The 14,375-nt window shown below is 53.2% G+C and carries 9 protein-coding genes; 2 read left to right on the forward strand and 7 right to left on the reverse strand.

All coding sequences use genetic code 11. The annotated features are described in order from the left end of the window. Positions 1–39: 39 nt before the first annotated feature. The 4 genes from Q1A48_RS11865 to Q1A48_RS11880 form a co-directional block, all read right to left on the reverse strand. Positions 40–1,674, reverse strand: coding sequence for a CTP synthase (locus Q1A48_RS11865; protein WP_299945001.1), 1,635 nt, complete (start codon positions 1,672–1,674; stop codon positions 40–42). Between the two features lie 125 nt (positions 1,675–1,799). After that, positions 1,800–3,047, reverse strand: coding sequence for a tRNA lysidine(34) synthetase TilS (gene tilS / locus Q1A48_RS11870; RefSeq protein ID WP_299945003.1), 1,248 nt, complete (start codon positions 3,045–3,047; stop codon positions 1,800–1,802). Between the two features lie 339 nt (positions 3,048–3,386). Beyond that, a complete protein-coding gene (locus tag Q1A48_RS11875; protein ID WP_299945005.1) occupies positions 3,387–5,153 on the reverse strand; it encodes a cellulase family glycosylhydrolase in 1,767 nt (588 codons plus the stop codon). A gap of 388 nt (positions 5,154–5,541) precedes the next feature. Then, positions 5,542–6,879 (reverse strand): sugar MFS transporter, encoded by a 1,338-nt coding sequence (locus tag Q1A48_RS11880; RefSeq protein ID WP_299945008.1) that lies wholly within the window; start codon positions 6,877–6,879, stop codon positions 5,542–5,544. Positions 6,880–7,507: 628 nt separating this feature from the next. Here Q1A48_RS11880 and Q1A48_RS11885 point away from each other — a divergent pair. Together Q1A48_RS11885 and Q1A48_RS11890 are read left to right on the forward strand one after the other, a co-directional pair. Beyond that, positions 7,508–8,680 carry a histidine kinase gene (locus tag Q1A48_RS11885; protein ID WP_299945011.1) on the forward strand — a complete coding sequence of 391 codons (1,173 nt, stop codon included), beginning with the start codon at positions 7,508–7,510 and terminating at the stop codon, positions 8,678–8,680. Continuing rightward, a complete protein-coding gene (locus tag Q1A48_RS11890) occupies positions 8,677–9,525 on the forward strand; it encodes a LytTR family DNA-binding domain-containing protein (protein ID WP_299945013.1) in 849 nt (282 codons plus the stop codon). Before Q1A48_RS11885 ends, Q1A48_RS11890 begins: the two co-directional genes overlap by 4 nt. A 353-nt stretch (positions 9,526–9,878) precedes the next feature. Here the strand turns inward: Q1A48_RS11890 and Q1A48_RS11895 are convergent, their stop codons facing one another. The 3 genes from Q1A48_RS11895 to Q1A48_RS11905 form a co-directional block, all read right to left on the reverse strand. Beyond that, the gene (locus Q1A48_RS11895) at positions 9,879–11,129 is read right to left on the reverse strand and encodes a sugar MFS transporter (RefSeq protein WP_299945014.1); all 1,251 of its coding nucleotides are present in this window, start codon (positions 11,127–11,129) and stop codon (positions 9,879–9,881) included. 189 nt (positions 11,130–11,318) lie between these two features. Next, positions 11,319–12,878, reverse strand: coding sequence for a tryptophan halogenase family protein (locus Q1A48_RS11900; protein WP_299945016.1), 1,560 nt, complete (start codon positions 12,876–12,878; stop codon positions 11,319–11,321). Next, positions 12,875–14,374, reverse strand: a complete 1,500-nt coding sequence (locus Q1A48_RS11905) for a tryptophan halogenase family protein (protein ID WP_299945018.1) — start codon at positions 14,372–14,374, stop codon at positions 12,875–12,877. Before Q1A48_RS11905 ends, Q1A48_RS11900 begins: the two co-directional genes overlap by 4 nt. Between the last annotated feature and the right edge of the window lies 1 nt (position 14,375).

Here is a 14,375-nt window from a genome sequence, read left to right on the forward strand (position 1 = left end):
CAGGCCTTTTAAGCCAGTGGCGGAATGGTATTTTTTATTTTAGCCCCGACTCTCATGCTGCTGCATGGCTGCGGCAACAAAGCTCTCAAACAGCGGGTGGCCATCGCGGGGTGTGGAGGTAAATTCCGGGTGAAACTGACAGGCGACAAACCAAGGGTGGTTCGGCAGTTCAACCATTTCCACCAGTGTATCATCCGCTGAAAAGCCGCCGACCTTAAGGCCAGCCTGCTGCAGGCGGTCGACATAATTATTATTCACTTCATAACGGTGACGGTGGCGCTCCATAATCACATTTGCAGCATAAATTTCACGGGCTCTGGAGCCCTCTGCCAGACGGCACTCCTGGCCCCCCAGACGCATGGTACCACCGAGGTCGGATTGCTCATCGCGCGTCTCTACATTGCCTTCGCTGTCAATCCACTCTGTGATCAGGCCAATCACCGGATGTGGCGTCTTGGTATCGAATTCCGTACTGTTGGCACCTTCTAGGCCGAGCACATTGCGGGCGAACTCAATCACCACCGACTGCAATCCAAGACAGATACCCAGGTAGGGGATATCGTTTTCACGGGCGTAGCGCACGGCTTCCAACTTACCCTCAAGACCGCGCCCACCGAAACCGCCGGGTACCAGGATTGCATCGGCGCCCGCAATCAGATCGATACCACTCGGCCCCTCTACGTCCTCCGCATTGATAAAGTCAATATCCACTTTACAGCGGTGTTTGATCCCCGCATGGGTGAGGGATTCGATCAGCGACTTGTAGGCATCCAGCAACTCCATATACTTGCCAACCATGGCAACCCTGATTTCTTTGCGGGGATTGAGCTTGCCATCCACTACCCTGTCCCATTCGGACAGGTCCGGGGCCTGGCATTCCAACTGCAGCTTTTCCACAACGATATCGTCGAGACCATGGCTGTGCAGCAGGCGCGGTACACCGTAGATGGTTTTGGCATCGGGCAAGGGGACAACCGCGCGCTCCTCCACATTGGTGAACAATGCGATCTTGCGGCGGGCATCTTTGTGGATCTCACGCTCGGATCGACACAGCAGTATGTCCGGTTGCAGGCCAATGGAACGCAGCTCCTTGACGGAATGCTGGGTCGGCTTGGTTTTGGTTTCTCCAGCGGTGGTGATAAAGGGGACATAACTCAGATGAATCAGCAGTGCGCGGTTTATGCCCATCTCAACGCGCAGCTGGCGCACGGATTCCAAGAATGGCTGGGATTCGATATCGCCGACGGTACCGCCTATCTCGACGATGGCCACATCCATATCGCGACCGCCTTCCAGTACGCGGCGCTTGATCTCGTCAGTAATATGGGGGATCACTTGTACGGTACCGCCCAAGTAGTCTCCGCGGCGCTCCTTGCGCAGTACGGTTTCGTAAACCCGGCCAGTGGTGAAGTTGTTGCGCTTGGACATCCGTGTGCGAATAAAACGTTCATAGTGACCCAGGTCTAGGTCGGTCTCAGCACCATCTTCTGTGACATAGACCTCCCCGTGCTGAAAGGGGCTCATGGTGCCCGGGTCAACGTTGATGTAAGGGTCCAGTTTCAGGATGGTTACCTTGAGACCACGGGCCTCGAGAATAGCGGCCAGAGAGGCGGAGGCGATTCCTTTTCCCAATGAGGAAACCACGCCACCAGTGACAAATATATAGCGCGTCATGCAAAACCTTGATCAGTTGGGTGCTCGATGAAAGTCAAGCTTACAGGGCAGGCCCGGGCGTATAATCCAGCTTGTCCCGGTGCCATTGAGACGGGGGGCCAGACTAGCAGAAAACCCCTTTCCACTCAATCGGAAAACTGCCATCTGGGCGGCGGTGCCTGGGTGAGGCCCGCCACTTCGCAGGTAAACAGGCCGCCGACGGCCACCAGTTCCCCCGCGCGATACACCAGTGGCACCCTGTCTCTCAGCCAGGGCTCCAGGGCCCGCTCCTGCAATAACTTCTTCAGGGTCTGGGAGTGTACCCGATCCGATGGATGTGCCCGTTCACCCCCGCGACGATAGCGGACCCGATACTCTGAACCTGGCCAGCCCGGTGAGGGTGCCAGCACACCGCCTCCCGGCAGAAGCAACTCGGAGATACCATCCCAGCGCCACTGGTCCCCAATCTCTTTCATTGAGTAATGCACCAACTCAGGGGTCAGATATAAGCGTCCCTGATAGCGCCTCACCACTCTGCCTCCCAGTTGCACTGCAACCTGGGCATCGGCTGCCGCCGCGCTCAACTGTGCCAGTGCCTGCTGTAAAGGGGCCCACTCCGGCGCCTTACCGCCCTGTTGCAAACTCCAGTAGCGCAACAGGTTCTTGCGCCGGGCCAAACTCAGACCGGCAAACACCCCCAGCGCCAGACTCTCCCCACAGCGCTCCCGCCGGAATCCACAGTCGTGCAGATCCGCAAGTGCCAACGCCTGCAACAATTCGGCGGATTCCCGCAGGTTGTCCACTGCCCGCGCAACCCGCTGCCTGGCCGGCCAGCGCGCGGAAAGCGCAGGCAATACCCTGTGGCGCAGGTAGTTGCGATCCAGCGACTCATCGGCATTGCTCTCATCATTGATCCAGCTGAGCCCGTGATCCGCAGCCCAGGCCGCCAGCTCAGCACGGCTCGCCCCCAACAGCGGTCTCAACAGGGACCTGCCCGCACCCACGGTGCGTGATTCCGCGATACCGGCCAAACCCAATACACCTGCACCGCGCATGAGGCGCAGCAGGAAGGTCTCTGCCTGGTCATCGCCGTGGTGGCCAAGCAGAATCTGATCCCCCACAGACATCGCCTGGGCAAAAGCCCGATACCTCGCCCGGCGGGCCCGCTGCTCCAACCCTCCTTTGCCTGAATTCACATGTATCCGCACCGCAGTAAAGGGTACCGACAGACTACCGGCGAACTTCCGACAGTGGCTCAACCACCGGTCCGCATTCGCGCTCAAGCCATGATGCACATGCAGCGCCCGCACGGGAATTTGGCAGCTGGCGAGCAGATGCAGCAAAACCGTGGAATCCAGGCCACCGGAGAAGCCGACCCAGAGATGACCTGACACAGGGTGGCGCTGCAGTGCCGCCTGCAGGCGTGTCGGAAGCGGTTCTGGAATAGTGCATGTCACTGGATGGCAAGCCCGTTATTAACCTCGCCACAGTATACTCAAATGTATGATCCGGGCGGAAAGAGGATGCCCCCAGGGAAGACAGGATGGGATTGGAGAGAAATTGTCATTTACCCGGCAATCAATCCGGTATTGCTTGCTGCCCTTGAAAGCCCGGTAACTGCGTGGCGTTGCCGGGCTTTCAATACATTGCGCCAGCCTGCGACGGCACCTCTGCGTACCGCATTCACCCAGCCAGCAAAAAGCCAGTGAGGGTTAATCCCCCTGTGCGCCCTTCTACTGCCGGGTGAATCGTATCCAGTTCAGGTTCCATCCCCCCTGGGGCACGCCGACTCCAAAATTCTGCCTCCCGGCATCCAGGTAAACGGTCATGGAAATCGTTGTCCAGTTTTGCCATCCATCCGTATCGGGAATTCCCAATGTACCATAAACAGGATTGCCACCTGCGCGTTCAAAACTGAGGGTGCCACCATCCAGGGCCGCCACACGGAACTCTACCGTATAGTTTCCGCTCGAAGGGATATCAATATCGTGGTACGCCATCCAGTCTCCCACATCTATCCACCCAACGTTCTGTCCTCCACCGATATCACTGGTGGGCTCAACCTGTACGCCACCCATATAAGTGTAATTCTCGGCTTCGATAACGATCCCCTCACTGGGTGGGTCGGGGTTATTATTACTACTCTGAATATCCAACCAATTGAGATTCCAGGCGGGACCCAGAACCGCAATGGCTATCTCCTGCTCTCCGGCATCCAGTTGAACAGTCTTTTGAATCGTGGTCCAGCTTTGCCAGTCACCGGTATTGGGGATATCAAGTTGACCATATACCGGTGAACCGCCACGTCTTTCCAACTGCAATACGCCGCCGGTACCCATCGCAGCCACCCGGTAGGACACCGTATAGCCACCACTGCTGGGCACACTGATTTTGTAACTCATCCAGTCGCCTGCATCGAGATAGCCAACATTGCTGCCACCGTCCACATCCGTAGTGCTCTCAATCTGAACACCGGACATCTCGCAGAGATCCTCTGCTTCAATTCTTGCGGGCAAGGTGACTATGTCGCAGTCGGACGGGGTTGGAGGTGTATTCCCTCCCCAGGATCGAATAATCTGACGCACTTTATTCCCGGATTCAGTCAAACTGGAGGCAGACCAGCCGCCACCTGTATTCGCCCCAGGCCAGAGGGCAGAAGCCCCCTCATTTTTGTCATTGATTGACCAGTTTGCATGACTGATATTGTTGGACTTCAGAAAATCCATCCAACTATCCGTTTCAACATGATTCACTCCACCATTGCCGTCTGCATTCACAGTTCCCCATTCAGTGGCAAATAGCGCAATGCCATTGTTGAGTGCAGTTTGCGCTTTGTCTCTCAAGTATTGGCCGTGCGTACCAGCATAAAAATGCAGCGTATAGGCAATATTGGCGTAACCCCTAATTGGGTTATAAGAAGCCTCGTCGACATCCTGAGACCAGGTCGGTGTTCCGACAATAATCAGATTATCTGGATCGATAGCGCGTATGGCACTGATCACCGACTCGGCATAAGGCTTGACATCACTACTCCAGGAAACCTGTTTGGGCTCATTGTAAATTTCATAGATCACATGGTTTGTATGACCGTAATCAGAGGCCATACGCTTAAAGAAATTGATCGCCTGGCTCCAGTCATGGGTATGGGCATAGTGGGAGTGCCAATCAATAATAACGTACATATCATTGGCAATGGCCGCGTCCACTACCACTCGCACCTTGGCTTCGTTACCGGCCGGATCTTCAAAATATCCCCCACCGTCTTCAACCCCCATTGCAGCACGGACCAGTGTAGAATTCCAATCCGACTTCAGCCAATTGACAGTGCTCGCATTGTAGTATTTTTCTCCACCCCAGCCATTATTACTCCAGAAATAGCTATTGCCCGCAAGGCTGCCTGGTTGGCCACCAATCAAAATCTGGTTGCCATTGACACTCAGGGGGTCCACTGCGAATACACCGGCGGAGTGCAACAGCCACCAGCCTGTCAATAATGCCATAATGGCCCGCCCAGAGCGGAAAATACAATTGTTTGTTGTGTGCTTTCTCATTACTATTTTTATCCTTCGCTAATTATTCTTGTTCCACCGCATCTTGCAATGCGCAGTTTCTATGCCCAAAGGATATATCTACGGATAGGGATTTGTGATTTCCTCAGCTGTACCTGCGTCCCAGAGCCCGCTACACCGCGAATCTATCATTCATTCCACACCGACATTGGGCAATAAAAATCAGGTAAAGTGGTTCTTTCTCAAGGCGATACGGACCCTGCGTCCTGCACATATTGTCAGTTGTATCGGAAATACGACTTTCGCCCTGCCCCGACAGGATCATAGAATTGCGCCAGGCAAGTTCAAGCATCGCTCCATCACAGAGGCGATGACGGCCTTACTCCTCTGCATCTCCACGCAAATCCGGCGAGAAGGCCCCGTAGTAGACGATAAAGCAATAACACAGCAGAGGCACCAGAAATGAAACCTGGATACCGGCGTTATCTGCGACCAGGCCCTGTAAAAGCGGAATGATTGCCCCCCCCACGATTGCCATACAAAGCACACCACTACCCTGGCAGGTATGCCCACCCAGCCCGCGCAGGGCGAGGCTGAATATGGTTGGAAACATAATCGAATTACACAGCCCAACCGCAACGATTGACCACACAGCAATAGCACCGGAGGAATGCATAGCCACCGCAATCAGCGCTACTGAGCCCAGACTACAGACCGCCAACATTTTCCCGGCAGAGACGTAGCGCAGAAGCAATGCGCCGACAAAGCGGCCTATCATCGCACCGCCCCAATACAAAGAGACAAAGTGTGCGGCCTCAAAGGGTCGCATTCTTGCTACTGAAGGCTCCCCGAAAAAGCTCACCAGAAAGCTACCGATAGCAACTTCAGCCCCAACATAGGCAAAGATACCCACCGCTCCCAAAGTCAACCTGGGAAATCGCCAAATAGAAAAGACATCCTTTTCAAGTACCCCACGCCCGGGGGCTTTCAGGTGGTTGGGGGTCACCGGCAGACGTATCCAGGAGAAGAAGGCCACCATCAGCAACAATATGACCGCCAGCCAGAAATAGGGGGTCTCCACCAATGCCGCTTCACGGGCACGAAATTCAGCTATATTCGCGGCAGTATCCGGGTCAGAGCCCACAGAGATCGCGGTAAAAAATACCGCACCACCAATGACTGGTGCGAGCGTCGTTCCCAGAGAATTAAATGCCTGGGTCAGATTCAACCGACTGGGTGCCGAGCGGGCGCCACCCAGGGCGATAACATAGGGATTGGCAGATACCTGCAGTAGGGTAATTCCTGAGGCCAATACAAAGAGTCCCAGTAAAAATACCCCATAGATTTGCAAGCGTGCCGCTGGAATAAATATCAGACAACCGGCACAGGCAACCAACAGGCCCAGCACCAGCCCTAACTGATAACCCACTCTGTGCAGCAGCAATCCCGCAGGTACCGAGACCAGGAAGTAAGCGGCAAAAAAGCAGAACTGTACCAATACGGCCCGGGTATAACTCAGCTCAAAAACATTTTTCAGGTGCGGCACCAGCACATCATTAAGGCCGGTAATAAACCCCCAGATCAAAAATAAAGAAGTCAGGGCAGCCAGATTGAAATAGCCGGGGGCAACGCCCGCCGGCACTGAGCCCTTATGACCCGATTCCTTAACCACTATCTCCTCTGGGGAGCGCCGCGACTCGGGCAACATCTGGCTCATCGGAAAGTAATCCCCAAAACCAATAGTACATTTACCCCAATCAATCCACTCATCCCAAATCCTACAACCCCACCGCGACAAAAACTGCATAAAAGCGCGCATTCACCCGATCTACTAGTAAAGCAGGAAGGAAGCATACCCCACTCCCAGGATCGTATAAGGCATGGATGCCGATTACGAGCGTACAAGGATGTATTCACAGCGTGTCCCGGGAGAGGGATATTCTTTCCTTCCGACCCGGTAGTAAGTCAGCAAGAACTGAATCATACACAAACTACCCCCCTTCAAAATCACTTGCTCAGTTCGGTAAATCTTGAGAACAACCCCTCTGATTACTCTAAAAGCCGAACACAGCGATTTCACGGATAGCCGGCCTAATTTCTACAATCCATGCAACAGGTACAGGCAAGACCACCGATTCCCGCCACCAAGCCCAGATTGCCGGAATTTACTTTATTGTTCACCCCAAAATCAGGCAAAAAGGACTATTTGAGGGATAAGCCGGAAGGTTTGCATTGCCTGGCCCTGGCGGGACCGGGCAAGCCGAGGTAGTATCTACAGGATAATAATGAAGGCGATGGTGAGCGTCTATCCCGGCATTTTCATAATATTAAAAAAACGGGACATCATGCAGTACTCAACCCGTCAAAATAACAACCTAAGCACTGATATTCAGTCCAACCGCTGGTTTTGGAAGTTGCAGCTAGTGAGCTGGGCGGGGATATTGCTGGTCACTTTTCTTTCACTCAGCCTGTGGCATTCCCCCTCAGAATGGCCAAACTTTGAACCGGCAAATACCCTGTTTCAATGCGTTATCGCCTTTGTGCTGTCGCTTTTTCTCAAACCTATATTCGACATAGCCTGGGGTTCAGAGCTGGCCGTGCGCACAGTTATCTATCTGCTTGCAGTGGCGGTGATCTCCGGGATTTGGACGCTGGTGAGGATGGAGGCCTATATCCGCCTGAGCGGCGAACACTCCATCTGGTCTGAATTTGGCGGCTGGTATTACGCCTCTCTCTTCGTATTTTTATTCTGGAGCGCCCTCTATTGCGGAGTGAAATATCATCTTCTGCTGCAAGTTGAGCACAGAAAAATGCTTGAGGTTGCTGCAGTGAACGAACACGAACAACTACGCAGACTGCAAGCTGAGGCTATTGCCAGTGAGGCACAACTGAAAATGTTGCGTTATCAGCTCAACCCGCATTTTCTGTTTAATACGCTGAATTCCATCAATGCGCTAATCCGTTTTGAGCAGGCCGATGAGGCCGGCCAAATGGTAATACGCCTCAGCGACTTCCTGCGTCTGTCGCTCAAAGAAGATCCGATGCAGAAAATCGCGCTGGAACGGGAGATTGAAGCCGTACTGCTTTACCTGGAAATCGAAAAGACCCGCTTCGCCGACCGGCTAATCGTGGACCTGTCTATTGATGAGCAGACGCGGAACGCTCAGGTGCCCAGCATGCTGCTACAGCCTTTGGTGGAAAACTCAGTCAAATACGCCATTGCCCCCAATGAACTCGGTGGAACTATCGCCATTAGCGCACAACATGCCGGTTCCCGCCTGATACTGGAAGTCGCTGATACCGGCTGTTCAAGCAGGTTTTCTGATACGTTGGAGTGCCATTTTACCTCTACCGGCGTCGGCGTGAAAAATGTACGAGAGCGCCTTTGCAATCTGTATCCACAGAATTTCCATATAGAACAGTGTAAAAAAACGGATTCCGGCATGCTGGTGCGTATTGATATTCCGCTGGAAATACCTACACATACTACCCATCTAACACAGGGAGAAACCCTATGAACACACTCACTGTCGCATTGGTGGACGACGAACCCCTCGCCTTGCGACTGCTGAAAAGTATGCTTGAGGAATTCGAGGATTTAGAGATTGTCGCCTGCTGTCGGAATGGCCGGGAAGCACTGCAGGCTGTATTCGACAGCGCTCCGGATCTACTGATCCTAGATGTACAAATGCCCGGTATGAATGGCTTTGAAGTAGTCCGCCGTTTGCAAGGCGACACCATGCCGCTGATCGTATTCACGACAGCCTACGACCGCTACGCACTGAAGGCGTTTGAAGTTCATGCCGTGGACTATGTGTTAAAACCGCTGGACAGCAGGCGCCTGCAAACCGCACTGGAGCGGGTCCGCCAGCGGCTACAGCAAATGCACTCGTCACAGGATGGCAGCCGCCTAGGGCAAAAGGGTCGCCTGCTTAACTCAATTGCAGATGCCAGCCGGCGAGGTAAATTATCTGGTGAAAATGCGCTAACGCAACCTTTTTCCCATCGCCTGGCCATCAAGGATCGCGGCACCATCACCATGGTAAACCAACAGGATATCGAATGGATTGACGCAGCTGGTGACTATATGTGTGTGCATGTGAAAGGCGAGACACATGTGATGCGCAGCACAATCAAGGACCTGCAAAAGCAACTGTGCCCGTATAACTTCAAGCGCATCCACAGATCCACCCTGGTAAACCTGAATTGTATTATGCATATCAAGGTGCTGACTAAAGGCGAGTACTTTCTCACCCTCAGTAGTGGTGCCAAGGTCAAAGTCAGCCGAAACTATCGCCAGCCAATCAAGACATTTCTGGACTCCAACCACAGAGCCCAACAGGCAGCAACAAAAGCCTCTTAACCATAGCCTAACAAATACCACTTAATGGTTTTCACTGTCGATACTGAACTCCTGTTTACTACCGGGTCGGAAGCAAAGAATACCCTCCTCTCGGGACACGTTGTGAATACCTCCCTGTATGCTCGTAATCGGCGTCCATGCCTCATACGGTCCCGAGAGGAGGGTATTCTTCTCTTCCGCCTTGTCAGTAAGTCCAAAGCATCGAAAATTCCACCTGCACCCATTTCCAGTGAAGTTTTTCTAATCCATATTTAATTTTCAATTGTTTTGCAGGGCACACCCCCTGCTCAATATCAAAAAAAGCCGGCATACAGACACCGGCGCAAAGCGTTTAGGAGAGGGGAGGTAGTCCTTCAAGCGCGTTTATTCGGGCGATGCCCGGCGATCCCATAATAGAGAATATAGAGATAACAGAACACTGGCAGAACAAATGCCAGCTGGATACCCACACGATCGGCCAGCAAGCCCTGCAGGAAAGGTACAACAGCACCGCCGACAATTGCCAGACACAAAATCCCCGAACCCTGGCTGGTAGCACGGCCAAGTTTGGCCACTGCCAGGCTGAAAATCGTCGGGAACATAATGGAGTTACTCAAGCCCACCGCCAGTACCGCATACATTGCCAGATAGCCATCGCCAATCACTGTGATTAGCAGCAGAATACAAGAGACGATCGCGCATACAGCCAATACATTTCCGGCGGCAATATATCGCATGATCAGTGCACCGGCGAAGCGGCCCACCATGGCCCCACCCCAGTATAATGAGACAAAAAATGCCGCCTCCGATTCTTCCAGGCCGGCAATGGAATCCTCGGCCATAAAGTTCACCAGGAAACTGCCGATAGAGACTTCAGCCCCCACATACAGGAAAATGGCTACCGCACCCAGCACCAAGTGGCGGTAATTCCAGGCTGACTCAGCCTGTCCCTTGGTAACGGTATGGGCGGTCATTTGTGGCAACTTGAGAATGCCAAACACAATGGCCAGAACCGCAAGCGAGCTTGCCAGTATCAGGTACGGCACTGCAACCGCGGAGGCTCCTGCAGCGCTGGCCGCTACCCCTGCCGCCGGCAGGATCATTATCGCCCCGAATTGGGGGGCTATCGTTGTACCCAGAGAGTTAAAAGCCTGGGTCATAGTGAGACGGCTGGCCGCTGTGTGCTCATCACCCAATACCGTTACATAGGGATTCGCCGATACCTGCAGCAGGGTGATACCGGAAGCCAGAACAAACAGGGCCCCCAGGAAAAGCGCATAAATTTCCATACGCCCGGCGGGAATAAACAGCAAGCAGCCCAACACGGCAACACCCAGCCCCGTCACAATGCCCTTTTGGTATCCGATTCTTGATACCAGGGCACCGGCGGGAAGGGATACCAGAAAATAGGCTCCAAAGAAGCAGGACTGCACCAGCATGGCCTGGGCATAGTTCAGATCAAAAATCCCTTTCAGATAGGGGATAAGAATATCGTTTAGGCAGGTGATAAACCCCCACAGAAAAAACAGAGAAGTCAAAGCCACCAGCGCAAATCTTTGCGCAGACTGGTCGCCGGCTTGCAACTGCGCAGCACCAGATGCTGTGTTACTTTGCAATAATGTCATAGTGATTGATCCTGAGAGTACAGCCTTGGCAGGTGATTCGGTTGGGTGATGGAAAACCCGTACCTATCAAGCCATTTATTCATGCCGCTCTTTTCTATCATGTTAGCGCAGCTGTGCCCCAAGGGTTTTCGACAAAAGGGTAAAAATTGAAGACAACATGGACGTCCGCAGTCAGATTGACGAAGCAGGTTAAACCCGCTGCAACCCATAGCGTTGGATTTTTTCAACAAGTTCACGGTTTTTTGGCAGGGCAGAAAAGCATTGCCGGGCGAAGTTCTTATTCTGTGTGATAAGTTTCTGGTAGTCTTCCGTGTTATGCGCACGATGCCTTGTGGGTCTCGGTTGGGTTTTAAATCCCATTCCATAGAGTACGTATTGCCAGCTTGCGGAGGCAAAAACCTCCTCCACCAGGGGGAAGTCATGTTTGCAGGGGGGCTGCCGGCTCCACAGTTGCAACCATTCCTGCAAACGTTCGGAAGTAGTGGCTTCGCGGGTATGATCACGCCAGTAAGTGGTATCATCACGCTTGGAGATCGCGTAGTGTAGTTTCAGAAAATCAATAATACCCGCCCAGCGATACTCAAACCGACGATTATAGCGCTGGGCAATGGTGTCCATCACCGCTCTGTCCACCGGAAGATCATCACTGATCATGGCTGCTGCCATCTCCACCAGTACCAGCGCTGAGGCTTCCAGGGGTTCAACAAAGCCCGCGGCCATGCCCACAGCAACACAATTCTTATGCCAGAACTTGGCCCTGTGGCCAGGCTCAAAGGTAAGCTGGCGATAAGTTAGTGTATCGACCTGTTGCGCGGGAAGGCATTGCCCCAAGTAGACCCTCAGTGCCTCGTAGGCAGCGTCGTCCTCTATATGCGCGCTAGAATACACATACCCCACCCCCTTGCGCGTAGGGAGGCCAATATCCCAAATCCAACCCCCCTTTTGTGCAGCCCCGATGGTGTGAGAAGCGATGGGATCATTTTCACGGGCATAGGGCACCTGTACCGCAACCGCACGATTATTAAACAGCAGATTGATGCAGGACATAAAAGGAACCTGAAAGTGCTGGCCGATTAGACGGGCGGCACTGCCGGAACAATCGATAAACAGATCACCAGGAATTTCTCCGCCTCCCTCACGTAACAAAGCGGCAATATCCCCATTATTATGACTGCGCACACCGTCAATTTTTACCCGGTGATGCACAACCCCGAGTTTCTCCTGGCAATGGCGCGCCAGCAGCTTGCCGAGTTTTCCCGCATTGATATGGTATGCATAGTTGGCGATGGCAGCATACTCCGGTGTCGTCATCAGCTTAGGCGCCAGGCCGCGTTCGCACAAAAGACTTTGGAAGTTCACACGATCGGCAAAAGACGCACTCACCTCCTCTTCCTGCCACCCTCTCGCCAGATCAACCTCCCCATACCCCTCAGGCACCATCAATGGATGGTAATAGAACTCCCCCGCCTTGCCGGTTTCCCAGCCGCAGAACTTCGCCCCCTGCTTGAAGGAGGCATCACATTCACGGAACAGCTGGGTCTCGTTGAGACCGATCTTACGCAGGGTGTTGCGTATTGTCGGCCAGGTTCCTTCACCCACACCAATCACCGGAATATCCGGTGACTCCACCAATACCACTTGCAGGCCGCACGCATTCGCACCACAATGCTCTGCAGCGAGCAACCCAGCGGTTATCCAGCCCGCCGTTCCACCACCCAATACAACTACCCGCTTGATCATCCTGTTCATGCACAGGTATCCGTTTGCGAACGGCCCTTGCAATATCGCTCTATCGCCTGACGGTGTGTGGGAAATGCCGAAACTCTGGTCTCAACAAATTTTTTGTAGCTCAATAGAAATTTTCCCAGCTCATCGTCACTCATAAGATCGACAATGGGGTGGTAGTCGTTGGGTACCACCCGCTGTCCAAGTAACACCTGCACCCAGGAATCGATTTGAAACAGTTCTCTCTCTGTCCCAGACAACACACCTGTTTCACGAAATAATGCCAAGCGGCCCGCCAGTGAATCTGGAATCGCCATAGTGTTACAGTGTCGCCAGAAAGCACTATCTGTGCGCTCCGTCGCCTTGTAGTGCAGGATAATAAAATCCCTGATCCTCTCAATCTCGCCACGAGTCTGCTCATTAAAAGTGGTTATCGCCAGGTCAGAAATTCCATTCCTGGGGAATAACTTTAGCAAACGCAGAATTGCCGACATGGCTAGATGTATGGACGTGGATTCCACCGGCTCGAGAAAACCGCCCGACAGACCAATGGCCACACAATTCTTGTGCCACGCCAGCTTGCGCCGCCCGGTCCGATAGCGAAACCGGCGGGGCTCAGAGAGCGGTTCGGTGAACAAATTCTGCAACAAACGTTCACCCGCAACGGTATCAGTCACATACTGACTGCTATAGACCAGACCGTTGCCCACCCGGTTTTGTAGTGGAATACACCACTGCCATCCAAATTCCTGCGCTATCGCTTGGGTGTACGGGCGCAACTGGTCCTGTGCAGTACTCTGAACGGTGATCGCCGAATCACAAGGCAAAAAATGCCCATAGGATTCAAAGCCGACGTTCAGGGCAGAACCGATAAGTAGCGCACGAAAACCACTGCAATCGATAAACAAGTCTCCCTGAATTCTGGTACCATCTTCAAGTACCAGTGCATCGATATAACCATCGCTTCCCGTAATTTCTACCCGCTCTATTTTTCCATCAACATGACTACATCCATGCTTCAGCGCATGATGTCGAAGAAATTCCGCATATAAACCCGCATCGAGGTGATAGGCATAATTCAAGTTTCCGGCATCTCCCGGCAATAGGCGCTGTTTTCGCGCAGATTGCAACTCCACACAGTAGTCGCCAAACTCACTTGCCAATGCTTTCTCGCGACCTGCCAGCCAAAAATGATGGAAGTCACAGGCCCAGCAATCCTTACCGGTAATGCCAAAAGAGTGGATATAGCTATCACCCCGCTGTGCCCAGTGCTTGAATTCAATACCCAGCTTAAAAGTGGCCTGGGTTGCTGACATAAACTCAGGTTCCTGGATGCCAAGCAGACGGTGAAAATTCCTCAGAGGCGGTATTGTTGCCTCCCCAACACCGATACGCCCAATCTCTGCAGAATCCACCAGGGTAACCTCTACCTGTTTACCGTAGAGTTTGGCAATAGCTGATGCAGCCAACCACCCGGACGTTCCCCCTCCCGCAATAACGACTTGATGGATTCTGTCCATA

Source organism: uncultured Microbulbifer sp. (assembly GCF_947489355.1).
Taxonomy (GTDB): domain Bacteria; phylum Pseudomonadota; class Gammaproteobacteria; order Pseudomonadales; family Cellvibrionaceae; genus Microbulbifer.

Excerpts from the sequence above, each read along its gene's own strand:
- Q1A48_RS11885 (WP_299945011.1), top strand. The coding sequence starts at position 7,508 with ATGCAGTACTCAACCCGTCAAAATAACAACCTAAGCACTGATATTCAG.
- Q1A48_RS11895 (WP_299945014.1), bottom strand. The coding sequence starts at position 11,129 with ATGACATTATTGCAAAGTAACACAGCATCTGGTGCTGCGCAGTTGCAA.
- Q1A48_RS11865 (WP_299945001.1), bottom strand. The coding sequence starts at position 1,674 with ATGACGCGCTATATATTTGTCACTGGTGGCGTGGTTTCCTCATTGGGA.
- Q1A48_RS11900 (WP_299945016.1), bottom strand. The coding sequence starts at position 12,878 with ATGAACAGGATGATCAAGCGGGTAGTTGTATTGGGTGGTGGAACGGCG.
- Q1A48_RS11880 (WP_299945008.1), bottom strand. The coding sequence starts at position 6,879 with ATGAGCCAGATGTTGCCCGAGTCGCGGCGCTCCCCAGAGGAGATAGTG.
- Q1A48_RS11905 (WP_299945018.1), bottom strand. The coding sequence starts at position 14,374 with ATGGACAGAATCCATCAAGTCGTTATTGCGGGAGGGGGAACGTCCGGG.
- Q1A48_RS11890 (WP_299945013.1), top strand. The coding sequence starts at position 8,677 with ATGAACACACTCACTGTCGCATTGGTGGACGACGAACCCCTCGCCTTG.
- Q1A48_RS11875 (WP_299945005.1), bottom strand. The coding sequence starts at position 5,153 with ATGGCATTATTGACAGGCTGGTGGCTGTTGCACTCCGCCGGTGTATTC.